The following is a 15,765-nucleotide window of genomic DNA, read 5'->3' as shown; positions in this document are numbered from 1 at the left end:
CCGGCCAGTTGCACTCCCGCGACTCGCTGTGCGCTTCCCTCGCTCCTTCCAGTCGCTCGGTCCAGTGCTTGCGTCGTCCTCAGAAATCGAAGATTTCTGATGGGCTGCGCAAGAGCTTCGATCTTGCGAACGTCGGGGTTCGCGTAGCCTGCCGCCCCTTTCGGTCCCGCCTCGTGGAACATTCAATCAGGCGGGACCGAAAGGGGCCGGTCGCTCGATTAGCCCGGACGAAGCAAGGACCGCAGGCCGAAGGCCGAGGACCACAGCGAGTCCCGGCAATCGAGCGACCGGGGGCTTTCTGGCTGTTGTCAGTTTCTTTGCTCTCGATCACCTCACGATCATCGACCATTGCTAGCGGGGATTTCTGTCAGTCTCGCCCGTTCTAACTGCCAGTTCCGACTCAGAGACCACTCCCAGCACCACCGATAGCTAGCGAGACCCGCAGACTTAATGCGCGTCCCCCCGCTTTCCCGGTCATATGGAGTATACGCTGGCTATCGACAACACGCCAGACAGCGTCGAGGGCGGGACCGGCATCCTCCTCTTGCACCCGAGTACGGGCGAGACGGACCGGATCGACACGGAGTTCCTCGCGACGGACACCGACGCGATGCTGGTCATCTCGACTCGAACCACCGCCCGCGAAGTCAAGCAGAAGCTAGAGTACTACGAGGTCGACGAGGAGAGCGCGAGCATCCTCGATACGCTCTCGGTCGAGCGGGGATACACCCGCCGCCAGTCCGAGAACGTCCGCTACGCCTCCGCGCCGGACGACCTGGAGGGAATCGTCGAGGAGACGGAGGCGTTTCTGAAAGAGCACGACGGCAAGCTGCGCGTGAGCTTCGACTCGGTCACGGAGCTCATCTACTACGCCGACGAGGAACGCGCCTTGGAGGCCGTCGCCGACATCCTCGAACTGCTGGAGGAGTACGACGCCGTCGGCCTGTTCCACCTCGCCGACGAGGTGCACGACGACGAGACGGTGGCGGCGTTCCGCGAGCGCTTCGACGGCGTCATCGAACTCGCCGAGGACGGCACCGTCACGAGCGAGTTCTGACCGAACGAGCGACCGTCGTCTGACCTGCGTCTCGGATGACCGAGCGGTACGTTCTCGTCTAAATCGACCACCGTTATCCGACTCCGACGGCAACGTTTCACTGATGAGTCAGCCGAAAAGCGAGCGCTGGGAGTACGAGACGCTCAGAGTTCCCCGCGGAGAGACGAAGAAAGAGTCCGAGGACCCGAAGTCGGAGCTGAACGAGCTCGCCGCGGAGGGATGGCGACTCGTCGAGACGATCGATTACACCGGCGGCGGTACCAAGTTCATCGTGTTCGAGCGACCCGCGCGGTCGACCGCCGACAGCGAGAGCGAGTCGTCGTGAGCCCCGATTCCATCGACGGCGAGGCGAACCCGAACGTCGATACCGATGTCGACGTCAGCACGGCCAACACGATGCGCGACCGCGCCGGGGAGAGCCGCGTCAAGATCTGGCTGTTGCTCGCCGCGAATCGGTGGCACGTCACCGCCGTGCTAGCGCTCGCGGTCTTCGTCCTCTTCGTGGCGCTCGTGACGCTTCTGCCGCCACCGCTCCTCCCACAGCTCAGGTCGGGAGACACTATCGAGACGATGTTCTCTACGATGATCGGCGCGATAATCACGGGGACGACCCTCGTCGTGACGATCGGCCAGTTAGTGCTCTCTCAGGAAAACGGCCCGCTGGGAGAGCAGCGCAGCCGCATGGAGAACTCGATGGACTTCCGGGACTACACCGAGGAACTCATCGGCTCCCCGAGTCCGGCCGATCCGTCGGCGTTCCTCCGCAATCTCGTCGACGTGGCGGAGCAGCGCGCGAACGCGGTTCACGACGGGTTGAGCGACATCGATAGCGACCAGCTCCAGTGGGAAGTCGAGCAGTTCACCGAGAGCCTCACCGGGAACTCCGAGACGGTTCGCGAGCAACTCGACGGCGCCGAGTTCGGGACCTTCGACGTGCTCTTCGCGGCGCTCAACTACAACTACGGCTGGAAAATTTACCAAGTAGAACGCATCGCGAACGACCACGCCGAAGACCTCGGTGAGCCTGAAAACACGCTGCTCACCGAGCTGAAGACGGCGCTCTCCTTGTTCGGCCCGGCCAGGGAGCACGTGAAGACGCTGTACTTCGAGTGGGCGCTGGTCACTCTCTCGCAGTTGATCTTGTACGCGGCGATTCCGGCGTTGCTCGTCGCTGGCGTCATGCTCACCACCGTTACCGGGGCGACGCTTCCCGGAAACACGTTCGGGGTCGCACACATAACGGTGCTCGTCGGTGCCGCGTTCACGATAACGCTGGTCCCGTTCTTGCTGTTCACGTCCTACGTGTTGCGAATCGTCACCGTGGCGAAGCGAACGCTGGCGATCGAACCGCTGATCCTGCGGGACTCACAGCGGTGAGGTCCCGTTCGGGGTAACCGACGAAATTCGCGTCTCGCAGAGGGCGGGGGAGACGCCCTCGCTCCCCACTGGCACTCGGGTACCGCTTCCCTCTAAGCGTCGCCGGTACATTCGCGGCGGACGGCACCGCCACGAGCGAGTTCCGGGCGGCCAAGCGCCGCGACGTGTCCGGTGTGCCACCACTTACCAAACCACCAACAATTAAGGCGATATAGTGCGTCCTGTGCAGGTGTATGCCGGAATGCCAGAACTGCGGCAATTTTGTAACGGCTGACTACGCGCGTGTCTTTACGCCGAACGGGGTCGAGAAACCGCGGGTCTGCCCGCAGTGCGAGGACAAGATCCGGGACGGGGCCGACGTCCGAGAGGCCCGGTCGACACGACGCGGATAGCTATCAACAGGGTCGAAGCGTCGATTCTCTCGTCCCGCGACCGTGGCTCGCGCGGGGCGTTCGCCAGCCTGTGAGTGCCGACAGTCGCGGCGATACACTCGCGCCCGCTACTCGCGGGCGTCGGTCAGAATCTCGCGGGCCGCGGCCAGCACCTCGTCCGCCCGTTCTTCCTCGCGAGCCTCTGCGGTGATGCGGATCAGCGGTTGCGTGCCGCTGGCTCGCAGCAGGAACCACCCGTCGCCGAGGTCGACGCGGACGCCGTCCAGCGTGGTCGCGTCGTCGTATTCGTCGAGGACGCTGTCGCGGACGCGGGACATCACCGCGCCCTTGTCCTCGACTTCGACGTTGTCCCGGCGGATGGGGTAGTCGGGCACCTCGGCGGCCCGGTCGGCGAGCGAGCGCTCGGCGTCCAGCGCGACGGCGGTACAGGCCGCCAGCGGGCCGTCGGGACAGAGCGTCCGGTCGGGCCATATCCACGCGCCGCTGGGTTCGCCGCCGAAGGCGACGCCCGGTTCGCTCGCGGCCTCGGCGACGTAGACGTCGCCGACCGGCGTGTACTCGACGTCGACGTCGATCTCGGCGAGGTGGTCCGCGACGGCGAGGCTCGTATCGACCGGGACGGCGACTCGCTCGCCGGCCTCGGCGGCGGCGCGCGCGAAGATGGCGAGCAGCACGTCGCCCGAGAGGTAGGTGCCGTCGCCCGCCACCGCACGCATCCGGTCGGCGTCGCCGTCGTGGGCGATTCCCACGTCGGCGTCGGAGGCCTCGACCAGCGTCGAGAGCGACTCGCAGTTCTCGGGGGTCGGCTCGCTCGGCCGGCCGGGGAACGCGCCGTCCGGCTGACCGTTGAGCGTCTCGACGTGACAGCCCAGCGACTGCAACGCGTCGGGGGTGACGCCGCCGGCCCCGTTGCCCACGTCGACGACGACGTCGCTGTCGAGCGAGTCGGCGTCGAGCGCTGCTCGGATGGCCTCGGCGTGAGGTGTTCGTGCGTCGGCCGATTCGAGGCCACCGGTCTCGTCCCAGTCGGCGGGGTCGAACGCGCCCTCGTGAATGCGTCCCTCGATGGTCTCGCGCATCTCGCTATCGAATGCCTGCCCCGACGGCTGCCAGAGCTTCAGCCCGTTGTCCTGCGGCGGGTTGTGGCTCGCGGTGACGGAGACGCCGGCGTCGGCGTCGTGCCAGCCGACCGCCCGCCCCACCGTCGGCGTCGACGCCAGACCCACGTCCACCACGTCGGTCCCGCTCTCGCGTAAGCCCGCGACGAGCGCCGACTGGAGGAACTCGCCGCTCCCCCGCGGGTCCCGTCCCACCACAACGCGGTCGCTGTCGACGCCGAGCGCCCGGCCGACCGACAGCGCGAGGTCCGCCGTCACCGTTTCACCGACCGGTCCGCGAATGCCGCTAGTCCCGAACAGAGTCATACCGACGGAGCGTCCGGCGAGCGCAAAAGGATACCGACTACGGCGGGGTCCTCGCTAGCGGGACTCACTCCGGCGACCAGCTACACGCCGTGCCCGTGGTGAGTTCCTCCTCGTCGATGTAGGTCGCCAGACAGCCGTAGTTACAGAACTGTGCGGTCGGTTCGCTCTCCGGAGCGGTCGAGAGATAGAGCGGGTCGTGGTCCTCGACCGGCAACCCACAGTACGTACACTCCATACGAGGAGAACGCGGTCCGGAGAACAAACGTTTTGTCCGCCTCGGCGCGACGTTCGCCCATGAAACAGGGCGGCTCCGACGCGGCGAAGCGCGCGGCCGGCGAGGCGGCGGCCGAGACAGTCGAGGACGGGGCGGTCGTCGGGCTCGGGACCGGCAGCACCGCGGCCCACGCGATCCGCGCAATCGGGCGGCGGGTCGACGCCGGGTTGGACGCGGTCGGCGTCCCGACGTCCTTCCAGTCGCGCGAGCTCGCCCGCGAGGAGGGGATTCCGCTCGCGGACTTGGACGAGGTCAGCGTCGACGTCGCCATCGACGGGGCCGACGAGGTGGCCGGCGGCGACCTCGTGAAGGGCGGCGGCGCGGCCCACGCCCGCGAGAAGGTGGTCGACGCGAGCGCCGATCGCTTCCTCGTCGTCGCCGACCCGACGAAGGAGGCCGAGGCGCTCTCGCACCCGGTCCCGGTCGAGGTGCTCCCGGCGGCCCGCTCGACCGTCGCCGAGCGCGTCGAGGCGCTGGGGGGCGACCCCGACCTCCGGCGGGCCGAGCGGAAGGACGGCCCGGTCGTCACCGACAACGGCAACCTCGTCCTCGACTGTGCGTTCGGCGAGATCGCCGACCCCGAGCGCCTCGCTACGGCCCTCTCGACCGCGCCGGGGGTCGTCGAGCACGGCCTGTTCGTCGGGCTGGCCGACGCCGTCTACGTCGGGAGCGAGGACGGCGTCACCGTCCGCGAACCGTAGCCGAGCGGCGCTGTCGCTCGTCCCCTCGAACGGCGTCGTCGCGGATTACGCCGTCGCTACTCGGCGCTCGCGTCGAAAGAAAGACTGGTTGAAGAGCCGACCTTACAGGTCGCGCGGCTGGACCGTCTTGCGGTCGTTCTCCTCGGCTCGGCGGGCGGCGTCCGAGAGCAGCTCCTCGACTTCGTCGTCCAGGGCGTCGTAGAAGTCCGAGGCTACGTTCATGTCATCGAGCTCTTCCTTCACAGCGGCTTTGACGATTAGGTCTGCCATACACTCCTCTCATCCGAAGGGGCCGCTTAAATACTTTCCCCAATGCGTTCGCTCTCGCCGGTATTCACGGGGGTTTGAGAGGTTTTTGGCCGGAATCGACTATATAAATGACCCGCTCGAAGGGGGGGATCGCGGGTGGTGTTTGCATACGCCGGGGAAAACGTCTTCTGTGAGAGCCAGCGCGCCCAATTGCCTTCCTCGCGCGCGCTCGTCGCGGACCGACGAATAGGAGTAGCCCGACCTCCGAGAGGTGGGCATGCGCGACCTACTCGACGCGGTCGCGGCGGGCGACCTGACTCCCGCCGAGGCCGAGGCACGACTCTCCGGCTACGCAACGAGCGGCGCCGGCCGGTTCGACGCGGCCCGCGAGACCCGCTCCGGCATCCCGGAGGCGGTACTGGGCGACGGAAAGACACCTGGCGAGATCGCCGACCTCGCGGCGACGGCCGTCGAGACGACCGGGCGGGCCATCGTCACGCGGATCGACCCCTCGGCGGCGGCCGCCGTCCGAGACGAACTGGCGACGCTCGAACCGGACGCAACGGTGCGCTGGAACGAGCGGTCGAACTGGCTCGTCGCGACGGCGCCCGCCTTCGAGCGACCGGAACTCGACGCCGCTGTCGCCGTCGTGACCGCGGGCACGTCCGACGCCGTCCCGGCGGGCGAGGCGGCGATGATGGCCCGCGAGATGGGCGCACAGGTTACGCGGGTCACCGACGTCGGCGTCGCCAGCATCGCCCGGACCATCGACGCGGTGGACCGCCTGCGCGACCGGGACGTCCTCGTCGTCGCGGCGGGCCGGGAAGGGGCGCTGCCGACCGTCGTCGCCGGCCTCGTGGACACGCCGGTCATCGGGCTGCCGGTCTCGACGGGGTACGGCCACGCCGGCGAGGGCGAGGCGGCTCTCTCGGGAATGCTTCAGTCCTGTACCGCGCTCTCGACGGTCAACGTCGACGCGGGCTTCACCGCCGGCGCGCAGGCGGGGCTCATCGCCAGACAGGTCGACGCCGCTCGGGCCACAGATGACTGAAAAACGGGAAATTGGGGGAGAATACCTACATAATTGGGTAAACGAATATCCCTCCGGGACCCCTCGATTCAGACGTCGGCGGTGGTGTCGCCGACGAACACGATGCCTGAATGTAATCACTGCGGCGCGCACGTCTCGGACCAGTTCGCCCGTGTATTCGCGGACGAAGGCGGAGATATCCGGGCCTGTCCGAACTGCTCGGCGAACGCTGGCATCGCCGAGGTGTCGAAAGAACGCGCCCACCAAGTGTGAGGCCCGCTGGGCCGCCCGCATCGTGCGATGACTACCACGCGGAGCCCTGGTCACTACACGTACGTCCTGCGGTGTAGTGACGGGAGTTTTTACACCGGCTACACGACCGACGTGGAGCGACGGGTTCGCGAACACGACGAGGGCGACGGCGCGAAGTACACGCGCGGCCGGACGCCGGTCGAACTCGTCCACGTCGAGCGCTTCGAGTCGAAATCCGCGGCCATGAGCCGGGAGTACGAGATAAAGCAGTTCTCCCGCTCCCGAAAGGAGCGGTTGGTCGAGGGAGCGGACGCGCCCGAGTCACTTGACCCCCGCGACGACGGGTGATTTTTTGCCGGCGCGCCGTGAGGTGACGCGCATGGACGAAGACGACGCCGCGGCGATAACCTTCGGCACCGACGGGTGGCGAGCGACGTTAGACGAGTTCACCGCCCCCCGGGTTCGGATGGTCGGACAGGCCGTCGCCACGACGCTTCGAGAGCGCGGCGAGGCGGGGACGGTCGCCGTCGGCTACGACGCCCGCGAGACCTCGCGCGGGTTCGCCGAGGAACTGTCCCGCGTGCTGTGTGCCAACGGGTTCGACGTGCTGCTCCCCGACCGCGACACGCCGACGCCCGTCGTCGCGTGGACGGTCACGGAGCGCGGGCTGGCCGGCGCGCTCCAGATCACCGCGAGCCACAACCCGCCGGAGTACAACGGCGTGAAGTTCATTCCGAACTCGGGCGCGCCAGGGCTCCCCGAGACGACCGAGGAGATCGTCTCGAACCTCGCCGACCCCGAGTCACTGCCCGAGGACGAGTGGGGGTCGGTCACCGAGGCGGACCTCGTCGCCGACTATGCCGACCACGCCATCGAGTACGCCGATGCCGATCTGGAGGGCCTCTCGGTCGCCTACGACGCGATGCACGGGAGCGGTCGCGGCGTCACGGACGCGCTCCTCGAACGCGCCGGCGCGGACGTGACGGCGATGCGGGACACGCGGGACCCCGACTTCGGCGGCGGGTCCCCGGAACCGACCGCCGAGAACGTCGAGGAGCTGATCCGGCGCGTCCGCGAGGGCGACGCCGACCTCGGCGTCGTCAACGACGGCGACGCCGACCGCCTCGGCGTCGTCACGCCCGAGCGGGGCTACCTCGACCCGAACCTCTACTTCGCGGCGATGTACGACTACCTGCTCGAAACTCGGTCGGGCGACGTGGTGCGGACCGTCTCCACGTCCAGCATCGTCGACCGGGTCGCGGAGGCCCACGACCAATCGGTCCACGAGACCGCCGTCGGGTTCAAGTGGGTCGCACAGGCGATGGCCGACCACGACGCCCTGATGGGCGGCGAGGAGTCGGGCGGGTTCGGCCTCGCCGACCACCTCCGGAACAAGGACGGCGTCTTGCTGGCGCTGGTGACCGCCGCCGCCGACAGCGAGGAGTCGCTCGACGCCCGCGTCGACCGCCTGCTCGCCGAACACGGCGAGATCCACCAGGGCCGAATCAGCGTCGACTGCCCCGAGGAGCGGAAGGAACCGGTTCTCGACGAACTGGAATCGGCACTGCCCGAGTCGGTGGCCGGCGAGGCCGTCGAGAACGTCAACACCGTCGACGGATTCAAGATCGGACTGGCCGACGGGACGTGGGTGCTCGTCCGCCCGTCGGGCACCGAGCCGAAGCTCCGCGTCTACGCCGAGGCGAGTAGCGAGGAGCGACTGGACGAACTGCTGTCGGCCGGTCGGGAACTCGTCGCACCGCTGGTTTAACGCTACGGCGTGCGTACGTCTGGCATGGACCTCGACGTCTCCTTCGCCTACACCGAGGGCATGACCGAAGCCGAAGTAGAGCGACACCTACGAGAGACGCCACACGGTGTCCTCTCGCTGGCCGACGGCGGCGACGCCTACGCCGTCCCGGTGTTTCATCACTACGAGGACGGCGCGCTGTACTTCAGACTGGGCGAGTCCCCAGACAGCCGGAAGGCCGCCTACATCGAGGCGACGGAGACGGCGACCTACGTCGTCTACGAAGTGGCGGCCACGGACGACCCCGACGCACAGCGGGGCTGGAGCGTCCTCGCTCGCGGGCCAGTACGGGAAGTCCCGGCCGGCGACCCGGCCTACGACGCCGTTACCATCAACGAGCGGTTCGCGCCGATACGGATCTTCGACGAGGCCCTAGAGGAGGTAGAGTTGACGCTCTACGAGCTCTCTATCGAGGAGTTGGCGGGTCGGACGAACTGAAGGGGACGACGACGCGACCCGAGACTCGGGCGGCCGATTCAGCGACGAGTCCCGGTCACCGAGACCTGATCCTATCGTTCGCCCCGCAGCCGTCCGGACTCGTCGCCGTCTTCGATTTCGAACCCCAGTTTCGCGTAGAACGGTCGAACGTCGGCGTCGAACGCCGCCGTCAGCCGCTCGCGGCGTTCGCCGGCCGCCTCGACCAGCGCCGTCCCGATGCCCTGTCCCCGTCGCCGCCGGCGGACCGCGACGGCTTCGATACGGCAGCCGTCGAGGACGAGCGCCCCCAGCACGCGCTCGCCGTCCTCGGAGACCGCGACGAGCGTTCCACCCGAACCCATGCTCGCTCGAACCGTCTCCGCGTCGACGGCGAGCGCCGCGCCGTCGAGGACGTTCATCACGTCGGGCAGGTCCGCGGCGGTCGCCTCGCGAACCGACACTATCCGCCCTTGATGAGCCGGACCACGCGCACGCGGTCGGCCTCGACCGGTTGGTCGGTCGGCACCGTCTGATCTCCGACCAGCACCGACACCTCGTGCGGCGAGAGGTCGAGCGGCCCGAGCAGGTCGGCGTAGGTGGCGTCGTCGTCCACGCTGAGTTCGTGGGTGTCCTCGCCGGCCACCTCCACAGTGACGTTCATGGCCTTGTCTATCGTAATCGTGGGCTTGAGTGTGTCGGCTAGGCGTTATTGTGACTTCGCCCTCTGTATGAACCGTATCGAGACGGACCGGATTCGTGAACCGCCAGAAAGCCCCCGCTCGCTGGGCTACTGCGACTTGCTGCGGTCCTCGCTCGCTTCGCTCTCTGCGGTCCTTACTTCGTGGTTCGAGAGAGCGAAGCTCTCTCGTCATCACGAAAGGCGCTATGCGCCTTTCGAACGATCTCGAACGCCCAGCGAGCGGCCCCTTTCAGTCCGGCCCGAGCGGACGACCCACGGGCTGGGACTGAGAGGGGCGAGCGTCTCGGCCGAAGCCTGACGACGTAAGCACTGGACTGAGCGAGCGTAGTGAGCGAAGGAAGCGCGCAACGAGACACGCGAGTCGAGACGCTCGGGGCTTTCTGGCTGTTCTGAAACGTAGTCCGGTTGTTCGTGGTGCAGTGGGTCATGGCACTTTCGATGGCATCTCTGCCGTAGAAGACTGCAGTATTCGTCTCGATACCGCCTCTTCCAGACACTGCTAGCGGTTCGTTTAAGGGCGGTCCACGCTTCCCTCAGAGCATGAGCGAGGCCGAGTCCGAGTCGCGGGCGGGACGCGAAGAGGTGTGGATCGAGAAGTACCGGCCCGAGCGGCTCGGGGACGTGATGGGCCACGAGGACATCGTGGGCCGACTCCAGAGCTACGTCGACCGCAACGACCTGAGCCACATGCTGTTTTCGGGCCCCGCGGGAACTGGAAAGACCACCTGCGCGACGGCCATCGCCCGCGAGCTGTACGGCGAGGACTGGCAGGAGAACTTCCTCGAACTGAATGCCTCCGACGAGCGGGGGATCGACGTGGTGCGGGACCGCATCAAGAACTTCGCGCGGACTAGCTTCGGCGGCTACGAGTACCGCATCATCTTCTTAGACGAGGCCGACGCGTTGACGAGCGACGCCCAGTCGGCCCTGCGTCGGACGATGGAGCAGTTCTCGAACAACGTCCGGTTCATCCTCTCGTGTAACTACTCCAGTCAGATCATCGACCCCATCCAGTCCCGCTGTGCCGTCTTCCGGTTCTCGCCGCTGTCGGACGACGCCGTCGAAGCCGAGATCCGCCACATCGCCGAGGAGGAAGGCATCGAACTCACCGACGACGGACTGGACGCGCTGGTCTACGCCGCCGACGGCGACATGCGGAAGGCCATCAACGGCCTGCAGGCGGCGTCGGTCAGCGGCGACACGGTGGACGAACAGGCGGTGTACGCCATCACCTCGACGGCCCGGCCCGAGGAGATCCACGAGATGGTCCAGTCCGCGCTCGACGGCGACTTCACCGCCGCGCGCGCGACGCTGGACCGCCTGCTCACCGAGGAGGGGATCGCCGGCGGCGACGTCATCGACCAGTTGCACCGGTCGGTCTGGGAGTTCGACGTGGACGACGAGGCGGCGGTCCGCATCCTCGAACGCGTCGGCGAGACCGATTATCGCATCACCCAGGGGGCCAACGAGACGGTGCAGTTGGAGGCGATGCTGGCCTCGCTCGCCCAGCCCGAATAGCCCTCACGCGCGGCTGTTTCGCCTGTTTTCACCGACGATAATCACTCACGGAGATTTATACGGGAGCAGTCGAGACAGTATCACTGATTGAAATGTATCGGTTGCGAGAGGAGCGGGCGGACGAGCGGGGGCAGGTGGGTATCGGGACCCTCATCGTGTTCATCGCGATGGTGCTGGTCGCCGCCATCGCCGCGGGCGTCCTCATCAACACGGCCGGCTTCCTCCAGAACTCCGCGGAGGCGACCGGCCAGGAATCGAGCGACTCGACGACCAATCGCGTCCAGGTCGTCAGCGCGACCGGAAGTCACTTCTCGGACAACGAGGTCGGCGTAGTGAGACTCACCATCAAGAAAGCGCCGGGGTCGGGGAACGTCGACCTCGGGCAGGCGACGGTGCAGTGGGTCGGCCCCAGCGGGTCGTACTACCAACTGGCCGAGAGCGGCGCGTCGGGGTCGCCGGACGGCCGTTTCGGGGTCAGTGAGGTGCAGGACGACGACAGTTCCCTGCCCGTCCTCGACTCGACGGAGGACCGGTTCACGATCACGCTGGACATCGGAAGCAGGGATGTCGTCACGGACGGCAACCAGTTCGGCGAGGAACTCGCGGAGGGCGAGACGGCGACGGTCCGGATCACGACCACGTCGGGCGCGACGACCATCGAGCGCATCGTCGTCCCGAAGACGCTCTCTGGCGGTTCAGCGGTGGCGGTGTGACCGCTCGGGGCACGCGCACTACCCCTTCGGAACTGTTTTACCCGCTGCTGGGCCAACAGTACGCCAATGAGTGACCTCTCGGACGCCTACCAGCTCGACTACTTCGAGGAGTCGGGATTCACCCGACAGGAGTGCGGCGAGTGCGGCGACATGTTCTGGTCGCGGGCCGACCGCGACACCTGCGGCGAGCCCCCCTGTGCGGAGTACGGGTTCATCGACAACCCCGGCTTCGACGAGGAGTACGCCCTCGGCGAGATGCGCGAGGCGTTCCTCTCCTTCTTCGAGGAGCGGGGCCACACGCGCATCGACCCGTACCCGGTCGCCGCCAACCGCTGGCGCGACGACGTACTGTTGACCCAGGCGTCGATCTACGACTTCCAGCCGCTGGTGACCAGCGGGACGACGCCGCCGCCGGCGAACCCCCTCTGTATCAGCCAGCCCTGCATCCGGATGCAGGACATCGACAACGTCGGCAAGACCGGGCGACACACGATGGCCTTCGAGATGATGGCCCACCACGCGTTCAACGCCCGCGAGCACATCGAGGACCCCGAGGAGTACGCCTACGAGGGCGAGGTCTACTGGAAGGAGGAGACCGTCGCCTACTGCGTCGAGCTGTTCGAGGAAATGGGCGCGGACGTCGACGAGCTCACGCTCATCGAGGACCCGTGGGTCGGCGGCGGCAACGCCGGCCCCGCCTTCGAGGTCATCTACGAGGGCGCGGAGCTGGCGACGCTCGTCTTCATGTCCCTCGAACAGGACCCCGACGGCGACATCGAGATGAAGGACGGCAACCGCTACTCGGAGATGGACACCTACGTCGTCGACACCGGCTACGGGCTGGAGCGCTGGACGTGGGTTTCACAGGGCACTCCAACGGTGTACGAGGCGGTCTACCCTGACATGATCGAGTTCCTCAAGGACAACGCGGGCGTCGAACTGTCCGAGGAGGAGGAGGCGATCGTCCACAACGCCGCGAAGCTGGCGGGCCGGATGGACATCGACGAGGCCGAGGACATCGAAGCGGAGCGGGACACCATCGCCGAACACGTCGGCGTCAGCGTCGAGGAGATGCGCGAGTTGATGGCCCCGCTGGAGGACATCTACGCCATCGCCGACCACTGCCGCACGCTGGCGTACATGCTCGGCGACGGCATCGTCCCCTCGAACGTCGGGACGGGCTACCTCGCGCGGATGGTCCTCCGGCGCACCAAGCGGCTGGTCGACAACGTCGGCGTCGACGCGCCGCTCGACGAACTGGTCGACATGCAGGCCGACCGCCTGGACTACGAGAACCGCGACACCATCCGCGACATCGTCCGCACGGAGGTCGAGAAGTACCGCGAGACCCTCGATAGGGGCGGCCGCCGCGTCCGCCAGCTCGCCGACGAATACGCCGAGAAGGACGAACCGATTCCCGTCGAGGAACTCGTCGAGCTGTACGACTCCCACGGCATCCAGCCGGACATGGTCGAAGAGATCGCCGGCGAGAAGGGCGTCGACGTGGACGTGCCCGACGACTTCTACTCGGTCGTCGCCGAGCGCCACGGCGGCGAGACCGCCGCCGACGAGACGGAGGGCGTGCCCTACGCCGACCGCCTCGCGGAGCTTCCGGACACCGACCGGCTCTACTACGAGGACCAGCAGCGAACCGAGTTCGAGGCCGTCGTGCTGGAGGTGTTCGAGCGCGACGACGAGCGGTTCGACGTGGTGCTCGACCAGACGATGTTCTACCCGGAGGGCGGGGGCCAGCCGCCGGACCACGGGACGCTCGCGACCGACGACGTGACCGCCGAGGTCGAGGACGTCCAGCGCTACGACGACGTCATCGTCCACACCGTCGACGCCGACCCCGGCAAGGGCGAGTTCGTCCGCGGGCAGATCGACGCCACGCGGCGCAAGCGTCTGATGCAACACCACACGGCGACCCACATCGTCGTCCACAGCGCCCGGCGGGTCCTCGGCAACCACGTCCGGCAGGCCGGCGCACAGAAGGGCGTCGACTCCTCGCGCATCGACGTCCGCCACTACGAGTCGGTCACGCGCGAGCAGGTCAAGGAGATCGAGTCGGTGGCCAACGACCTCGTCCAGGACAACGTCCCGGTCACCCAGGAGTGGCCCGACCGCAACGAGGCCGAGAAGAAACACGGCTTCGACCTCTATCAGGGCGGCATCCCGGCCGGCGAGCAGATCCGTCTGATCCAGGTCGCCGAGGACATCCAGGCCTGCGGCGGGACCCACGTCGCCCGCACCGGCGACATCGGTGCCATCAAACTGCTGGGCACCGAGCGGATCCAGGACGGCGTCATCCGCCTGACCTTCGCCGCGGGCGACGCCGCAATCGAGGCCACCCAGCGCACCGAGGACGCCCTCTACGAGGCCGCCGAGATACTCGACGTGGCCCCGGACGCGGTCCCCGAGACGGCCGAGCGCTTCTTCGACGAGTGGAAGGCCCGCGGCAAGGAGATCGAGGACCTCAAGGAGCAACTCGCCGAGGCCCGCGCGGCCGGCGGCGCGGACACCGAGGAGGTCGACGTCGGCGGCACCACCGCGGTCGTCCAGCGCATCGACGCCGACATGGACGAGTTGCGCGCACAGGCCAACGCCGTCGTCGAACAGGGCGACATCGCCGTGCTCGGCTCCGGACGCGACGGCGCGCAGTTCGTGGTCGCCGTCCCCGACGGCGTGGACGTGGACGCCGGCGCGGTCGTCGGCGAACTCGCCGGCCGCGTCGGCGGCGGCGGCGGCGGTCCCTCGGACTTCGCACAGGGGGGCGGTCCCGACGCCGACGCGCTGGACGACGCGCTCGCCGACGCCGGCGAGATCCTGCGCTCCGTCGCCAACGCCTGAGCGGGGTTCGCACCAGCGGCGTGACCTGTCGCGTCGAAAGAACGATGTTCTCGCCGGTCGAATCGCCGAGTGTATGCCCCACTGTACGGCCTGCGGGGCCGCCGTATCGACCACCGACGCCTTCTGTCCGCAGTGCGGGCTCGAACGGCACGAACCGAGCGACGAGGCCGCCGGGGCCGACGCCGTCGAATCCGGGGAAATCGCCGATACCCGCGAGACGACCGAGTCGCGCCGACGGGTCGACATGGCCGGCGAACGCGACGCGACGGCCGAGGGGGACGCCGGCCCCTACGAGCGCGGCAGTCTCTCGTTCGGGCTGTACTACCCCTCTCGGGCCGGCTACGAGCCGTTCCTGCTGGGGAGCATCGTCGCGCTCCTCGGGGCGGTGATCCCGTTCGTCGGCCTGTTCACGTACGGCTACGTCTTCCGTCTGATCGAGTGGGCCGCGAACGGGCGGGCGGACCCCCCGGAGTTCGACGAGTTCGGCCGCCTGTTCGTCGACGGCCTGCGGCTGGCCGTCGCGACGGCCGTCCTCGCCGTCGTCACCGCCGTCGTCGGCGCGACCGTCGCGGCGGTGACGGAACAGGCTGGCCTCGCTGGTCCCCTCTCGGACTTCGCGGTGGCGCTGACGGCGCTCGCGGGCCTCTACGTCACGCCGGCGGTGCTGACCGCCTACGCGGTGACGGGGCGAATCACTCGGGCGTTCACCGGCCGCTACGCCGGCGCGTTCGCCCTATCGACGCACTATCTGGCCGCGTTCGCGGGCTCGCTCGTTCTCGGGTTCGCGGCGACGATGCTCTGGGTGGCGTCGCTCCTGACGCTGGTCGGCCCGGTGTTCGTCTCGACGTACGCGAGCTACGTCTTCGCTGCCTTCTGGGGGTATCAGTACCGGGCGGCCGCCGAGGCGGGAACCGTTCCCAAGATCGCCCCCGACGCCGACGATTCGGCGCGGACGACGGCGACCGAGACGGTCCCTGCTCGGTCGCCCTGACCGGCCGTTCTCT

The 15,765-nt window shown here is 68.0% G+C and carries 19 protein-coding genes; 14 read left to right on the top strand and 5 right to left on the bottom strand.

Annotated features, from left to right (window positions below; all coding sequences use genetic code 11):
* Positions 1-478 precede the first annotated feature (478 nt).
* From GO488_RS08965 to GO488_RS20195, 4 genes are all read left to right on the top strand, one after another.
* Positions 479-1,057 (top strand): DUF7090 family protein, encoded by a 579-nt coding sequence (locus GO488_RS08965; RefSeq protein WP_162317415.1) that lies wholly within the window; start codon positions 479-481, stop codon positions 1,055-1,057.
* 103 nt (positions 1,058-1,160) lie between these two features.
* Entirely contained in the window at positions 1,161-1,382 is a 222-nt protein-coding gene (locus tag GO488_RS08960; protein ID WP_162317414.1) for a DUF4177 domain-containing protein, read from the top strand.
* On the top strand, positions 1,379-2,434 hold the full coding sequence (locus tag GO488_RS08955) for a DUF7972 family membrane protein (protein ID WP_162317413.1): 1,056 nt from the start codon (positions 1,379-1,381) through the stop codon (positions 2,432-2,434). Before GO488_RS08960 ends, GO488_RS08955 begins: the two co-directional genes overlap by 4 nt.
* 233 nt (positions 2,435-2,667) lie before the next feature.
* Positions 2,668-2,826 (top strand): DUF7563 family protein, encoded by a 159-nt coding sequence (locus tag GO488_RS20195; RefSeq protein ID WP_044952319.1) that lies wholly within the window; start codon positions 2,668-2,670, stop codon positions 2,824-2,826.
* 107 nt (positions 2,827-2,933) lie between these two features.
* Here the strand turns inward: GO488_RS20195 and glmM are convergent, their stop codons facing one another.
* Positions 2,934-4,250, bottom strand: a complete 1,317-nt coding sequence (glmM, locus tag GO488_RS08950; protein ID WP_162317412.1) for a phosphoglucosamine mutase — start codon at positions 4,248-4,250, stop codon at positions 2,934-2,936.
* A 64-nt stretch (positions 4,251-4,314) separates the two neighbouring features.
* A complete protein-coding gene (locus GO488_RS08945) occupies positions 4,315-4,485 on the bottom strand; it encodes a hypothetical protein (RefSeq protein ID WP_164509630.1) in 171 nt (56 codons plus the stop codon).
* 59 nt (positions 4,486-4,544) lie between these two features.
* On the opposite strand from GO488_RS08945, the gene rpiA reads away from it, so the two are divergent.
* Positions 4,545-5,225, top strand: coding sequence for a ribose-5-phosphate isomerase RpiA (rpiA, locus tag GO488_RS08940; protein WP_162317411.1), 681 nt, complete (start codon positions 4,545-4,547; stop codon positions 5,223-5,225).
* 102 nt (positions 5,226-5,327) lie between these two features.
* Here the strand turns inward: rpiA and GO488_RS08935 are convergent, their stop codons facing one another.
* Positions 5,328-5,495: a DUF1931 domain-containing protein gene (locus GO488_RS08935; protein ID WP_162317410.1), complete on the bottom strand. Its 168-nt coding sequence runs from the start codon at positions 5,493-5,495 to the stop codon at positions 5,328-5,330.
* Positions 5,496-5,751: 256 nt separating this feature from the next.
* Between GO488_RS08935 and larB the strand changes: the two genes are divergently transcribed.
* The 5 genes from larB (at position 5,752) to GO488_RS08915 (ending at position 9,001) form a co-directional block, all read left to right on the top strand.
* Positions 5,752-6,525 (top strand): nickel pincer cofactor biosynthesis protein LarB, encoded by a 774-nt coding sequence (gene larB, locus GO488_RS08930; RefSeq protein ID WP_162317409.1) that lies wholly within the window; start codon positions 5,752-5,754, stop codon positions 6,523-6,525.
* Positions 6,526-6,627: 102 nt separating this feature from the next.
* On the top strand, positions 6,628-6,777 hold the full coding sequence (locus GO488_RS20190; protein WP_422111214.1) for a DUF7563 family protein: 150 nt from the start codon (positions 6,628-6,630) through the stop codon (positions 6,775-6,777).
* A 27-nt stretch (positions 6,778-6,804) separates the two neighbouring features.
* The gene (locus GO488_RS08925; RefSeq protein ID WP_162317408.1) at positions 6,805-7,104 is read left to right on the top strand and encodes a GIY-YIG nuclease family protein; all 300 of its coding nucleotides are present in this window, start codon (positions 6,805-6,807) and stop codon (positions 7,102-7,104) included.
* Between the two features lie 31 nt (positions 7,105-7,135).
* The gene (locus tag GO488_RS08920) at positions 7,136-8,524 is read left to right on the top strand and encodes a phosphoglucomutase/phosphomannomutase family protein (RefSeq protein WP_162317407.1); all 1,389 of its coding nucleotides are present in this window, start codon (positions 7,136-7,138) and stop codon (positions 8,522-8,524) included.
* A gap of 24 nt (positions 8,525-8,548) precedes the next feature.
* Positions 8,549-9,001 carry a pyridoxamine 5'-phosphate oxidase family protein gene (locus GO488_RS08915; protein WP_162317406.1) on the top strand — a complete coding sequence of 151 codons (453 nt, stop codon included), beginning with the start codon at positions 8,549-8,551 and terminating at the stop codon, positions 8,999-9,001.
* A gap of 71 nt (positions 9,002-9,072) precedes the next feature.
* Here the strand turns inward: GO488_RS08915 and GO488_RS08910 are convergent, their stop codons facing one another.
* Both GO488_RS08910 and samp2 read right to left on the bottom strand, forming a co-directional pair.
* On the bottom strand, positions 9,073-9,441 hold the full coding sequence (locus tag GO488_RS08910) for a GNAT family N-acetyltransferase (protein ID WP_162317405.1): 369 nt from the start codon (positions 9,439-9,441) through the stop codon (positions 9,073-9,075).
* On the bottom strand, positions 9,441-9,641 hold the full coding sequence (gene samp2 / locus GO488_RS08905) for a ubiquitin-like small modifier protein SAMP2 (protein ID WP_162317404.1): 201 nt from the start codon (positions 9,639-9,641) through the stop codon (positions 9,441-9,443). The genes GO488_RS08910 and samp2 overlap by 1 nt, the downstream gene beginning before the upstream one ends.
* A gap of 579 nt (positions 9,642-10,220) precedes the next feature.
* On the opposite strand from samp2, the gene GO488_RS08900 reads away from it, so the two are divergent.
* From GO488_RS08900 to GO488_RS08885, 4 genes are all read left to right on the top strand, one after another.
* Complete coding sequence (locus GO488_RS08900; RefSeq protein WP_162317403.1) at positions 10,221-11,198, top strand: replication factor C small subunit; 978 nt, start codon at positions 10,221-10,223, stop codon at positions 11,196-11,198.
* Between the two features lie 92 nt (positions 11,199-11,290).
* A complete protein-coding gene (locus GO488_RS08895) occupies positions 11,291-11,911 on the top strand; it encodes an archaellin/type IV pilin N-terminal domain-containing protein (protein WP_162317402.1) in 621 nt (206 codons plus the stop codon).
* A 66-nt stretch (positions 11,912-11,977) separates the two neighbouring features.
* Complete coding sequence (gene alaS, locus GO488_RS08890) at positions 11,978-14,761, top strand: alanine--tRNA ligase (protein WP_162317401.1); 2,784 nt, start codon at positions 11,978-11,980, stop codon at positions 14,759-14,761.
* Between the two features lie 73 nt (positions 14,762-14,834).
* On the top strand, positions 14,835-15,752 hold the full coding sequence (locus GO488_RS08885) for a DUF4013 domain-containing protein (protein WP_162317400.1): 918 nt from the start codon (positions 14,835-14,837) through the stop codon (positions 15,750-15,752).
* Positions 15,753-15,765: the final 13 nt, after the last annotated feature.

The organism is Haloarcula limicola (assembly GCF_010119205.1).
GTDB classification, from domain to species: Archaea; Halobacteriota; Halobacteria; order Halobacteriales; family Haloarculaceae; genus Haloarcula; species Haloarcula limicola.
Note: the sequence above shows the minus strand (reverse complement) of the source record. Positions and strands in the feature narration are given on the sequence as shown.

Coding starts and splice junctions, on each gene's coding strand:
- GO488_RS08965 (WP_162317415.1), top strand. CDS start 479: ATGGAGTATACGCTGGCTATCGACAACACGCCAGACAGCGTCGAGGGC.
- GO488_RS08885 (WP_162317400.1), top strand. CDS start 14,835: ATGCCCCACTGTACGGCCTGCGGGGCCGCCGTATCGACCACCGACGCC.
- GO488_RS20195 (WP_044952319.1), top strand. CDS start 2,668: ATGCCGGAATGCCAGAACTGCGGCAATTTTGTAACGGCTGACTACGCG.
- alaS (WP_162317401.1), top strand. CDS start 11,978: ATGAGTGACCTCTCGGACGCCTACCAGCTCGACTACTTCGAGGAGTCG.
- GO488_RS20190 (WP_422111214.1), top strand. CDS start 6,628: ATGCCTGAATGTAATCACTGCGGCGCGCACGTCTCGGACCAGTTCGCC.
- GO488_RS08935 (WP_162317410.1), bottom strand. CDS start 5,495: ATGGCAGACCTAATCGTCAAAGCCGCTGTGAAGGAAGAGCTCGATGAC.
- larB (WP_162317409.1), top strand. CDS start 5,752: ATGCGCGACCTACTCGACGCGGTCGCGGCGGGCGACCTGACTCCCGCC.
- glmM (WP_162317412.1), bottom strand. CDS start 4,250: ATGACTCTGTTCGGGACTAGCGGCATTCGCGGACCGGTCGGTGAAACG.
- GO488_RS08960 (WP_162317414.1), top strand. CDS start 1,161: ATGAGTCAGCCGAAAAGCGAGCGCTGGGAGTACGAGACGCTCAGAGTT.
- GO488_RS08895 (WP_162317402.1), top strand. CDS start 11,291: ATGTATCGGTTGCGAGAGGAGCGGGCGGACGAGCGGGGGCAGGTGGGT.
- GO488_RS08925 (WP_162317408.1), top strand. CDS start 6,805: ATGACTACCACGCGGAGCCCTGGTCACTACACGTACGTCCTGCGGTGT.
- GO488_RS08915 (WP_162317406.1), top strand. CDS start 8,549: ATGGACCTCGACGTCTCCTTCGCCTACACCGAGGGCATGACCGAAGCC.
- rpiA (WP_162317411.1), top strand. CDS start 4,545: ATGAAACAGGGCGGCTCCGACGCGGCGAAGCGCGCGGCCGGCGAGGCG.
- GO488_RS08920 (WP_162317407.1), top strand. CDS start 7,136: ATGGACGAAGACGACGCCGCGGCGATAACCTTCGGCACCGACGGGTGG.
- samp2 (WP_162317404.1), bottom strand. CDS start 9,641: ATGAACGTCACTGTGGAGGTGGCCGGCGAGGACACCCACGAACTCAGC.
- GO488_RS08900 (WP_162317403.1), top strand. CDS start 10,221: ATGAGCGAGGCCGAGTCCGAGTCGCGGGCGGGACGCGAAGAGGTGTGG.
- GO488_RS08945 (WP_164509630.1), bottom strand. CDS start 4,485: ATGGAGTGTACGTACTGTGGGTTGCCGGTCGAGGACCACGACCCGCTC.